Source organism: Okeania sp. (genome assembly GCF_983059655.1).
Map to the genome: position 1 here is coordinate 1 of NZ_CEZPJD010000948.1, position 2,732 is coordinate 2,732.

At 36.9% G+C, this 2,732-nt stretch carries 1 protein-coding gene; it reads right to left on the reverse strand.

The genetic code is table 11. The features are described 5' to 3' along the window. Positions 1-783: 783 nt before the first annotated feature. Complete coding sequence (locus AC3DU7_RS30530) at positions 784-2,082, reverse strand: RNA-guided endonuclease InsQ/TnpB family protein (RefSeq protein ID WP_488042990.1); 1,299 nt, start codon at positions 2,080-2,082, stop codon at positions 784-786. Between the last annotated feature and the right edge of the window lie 650 nt (positions 2,083-2,732).

The following is a 2,732-nucleotide window of genomic DNA, read 5'->3' on the forward strand; positions in this document are numbered from 1 at the left end:
AAACAGTATTTGTAGGGTTGAGCGGTAACGAAACCCAACACAAATACTATTTACCAAAACCCTGTCTCTAAATCTACTTTTATTTATCAGTTATAAGCATTTGTAGTCCAGTAGTGGACTGTTTCAACTAAAATGATGCAATAGAAAATTGGTTAGAGATTGCTTCACTGCCGTTCGCAATGACAATTCTAACGCACTATTTAAGATGAAACAGTCCACTACTGTCTAAAGTTATTTGTATCAAGGCAAATCCTATCTTTGGTTTGAGCTTCCTAAAAAAGTGATTTTTGGCGTAGCCCTAACCCTTAAGCCTTTAGGAATCGTGGCTCCGGCTGCTTTGGCTGCTTTACCCTCCTCATCAAACAACGCGCGATACGGCTGACGCCACGCTCCGCGACCGCCGGATTTAGTAGCCGATTTAGTATCAGAGGAATTTTGAATTTCTTTTCAAGCTACTCTCTTTACTATCATCTGTCTTGGACCACAGATTTTAAGCTGCGAGTATCTATATCTATCTCGAAAATAATTTTTTCATTTTTAAAACTTTCCTATACATCCAATAAATTTTTTAATCCCACTAACTACAATTTCAGCTATCTAATGTACTATTGCGATAGTCGCAATAGAAAAATCATGTTTGTAAGCACCACAGAAGCAGCAAGTCTTTTAAGCATATCTACTCAAAGAGTTCGAGTCTTGCTTAAGGAAGGCCGCATACAAGGGGCCAGAAAAATTAATAATCGAGCCTGGTTGACTACTCCCCGGACTTAAGTCACGGGGATTCTAAGTAGATACTACGCCACAGGATAAATCCGTGTTGCTCTGTCTCTTCTTAGCTGACCAAAGATACATTCTCTGGGGACAAGTCAAAGTGCCCCTACACAGTCGGCTTAAGTCTAAACTTAGCTTTCTGCTTACTTTTGTGATGATATTTGCAGCCCCATTACAGTCTGCATTAATACACCAATTATTACCTGTTCTATACAAACCACGCTTTATTCTTTTTCCTGATGGTTTCCAATCATTGGGTTTCTCACCATAATTAGGTAGATTGTCACCATCTAAAAATGAAGCAATACTTGTATAACTTTCCTCAGTTTCTATGAATATAATCCCATACTCTTCACATAATTGAGCTATTCTTTCTTTCAGTCTAGCTGTAGGAATTGGTACAAATTCTGAATTCTTTTTATGACCTAATTCTATTTGATTTTTCTGACCTTTATTCCAGCCAAATACAATTGTACCAATATGATTTTTTAAACAATGATTAATCACTATCCTGGCTGCTTTATTAATTCCATCACGGATTTGGCGGTTACGCTTTTCTGTAATGGCAGCTAGTTTATTTGACCAAAATCCAGTCGGTTGATTTTCTTTAATAGTTGATACTTGTTTGTTGTACCAACGATTCATTGATTTAATCTGTTTCCCATCTACAATTAAGCTAGTATTTACATTGGATACACAGGTCAACCAATTATTTAAACCATGGTCAATTCCTAATACATTTTCTTGATTTAATTGAGGTTTAACTATTACTTCTCTTTCATAAACAAATTCCCAATAAAAACATCTGTTTCTCGGTAATATTCTCAGTTCTTTGAGAGTAGAGAATGCTAGATTACTAGGCATTGGAATTAAAAAGCTATCTACTCCAAACCAGCGTTTACAGGTATTACCTAGTGGTACTCTAATTTGATTATCTTTAAGTTTTAATGCTTGTTTGGGATAGCTAACTGTAGCCATTCCCCCTTTTTTTCTATAGTTAGGAATCCTTGGTCTGTGTTCGATTTTACCTTCATTATAGGCAATAATAAGACTATAATAAGACCTAAATGATTCAGCTACAGTTCTCAATGTTTGTTGTGCTGCTTGAGAATATAAAACTTTGTAATGATAGTTGTTTTTATAGACCTTTTCCAAGTCAAACTTGCCAATACCAATCCTGGCTTTAAAATATAATTGCCGACCATAGTATATGCCCATGTTAGTTAGTTTGTGAGACTGTTCGCACAAGAATGTTAAAATGGGAATTAATTCAGGATTTTTACCTACTAAAACTTGCTGACAACAGTACATTTGAAACGGGCAGACCGAACAGTTATTGTAGGTAATAATAACACAGGACAACTAAAGTTGTCTAGTCTAAGCGACTCGCCTGTTTTCATCCCCCGGTTAAAACACGGGGGCCTTCAACGTCGCTTTTCGGTAATTCCGTTACATGAAGGAATGCCAAGAATACACAGCCGAAGAAAAGGTCCCAAACCGCGTTGGAGTTCTCATCAGCGCTGTGGCAAGAACACAGTTCATTTTAATCGCAACCACATTGGAATTAATACAACCAAGAAAAATACTGATTTAACCATTCTTTCGGTCAAAGAAGGCAGCAGCAATTTAGCGACTGGCCATGAAGCTGAAATTCACGGCCCCTGTAGGATTGTCTACTGACCAGAAAAACCTCATAGTTGTGGTGCTACTGTGTGGATTGAAACTCTTGCAGCAGTGACAATGGTTGATTATAAAGAGGGGATTTTCAAAATAGATAACAAATGGGTTTTAACTGATGAATAAAAAGTAGGTTTACAACTACAAAACGACAGTGTAATCGTTACGTTGAATATCAAAATTTAGATTGTAATATGGGTCGCCCAAATCCATATCAATTTGCCATTGGTCTAAGAGCAACATATAGTCAACCACATCATAATTTCTTTGTCTGTGTTTCTCTG

Excerpts from the sequence above, each read along its gene's own strand:
- AC3DU7_RS30530 (WP_488042990.1), bottom strand. The coding sequence starts at position 2,082 with ATGTACTGTTGTCAGCAAGTTTTAGTAGGTAAAAATCCTGAATTAATT.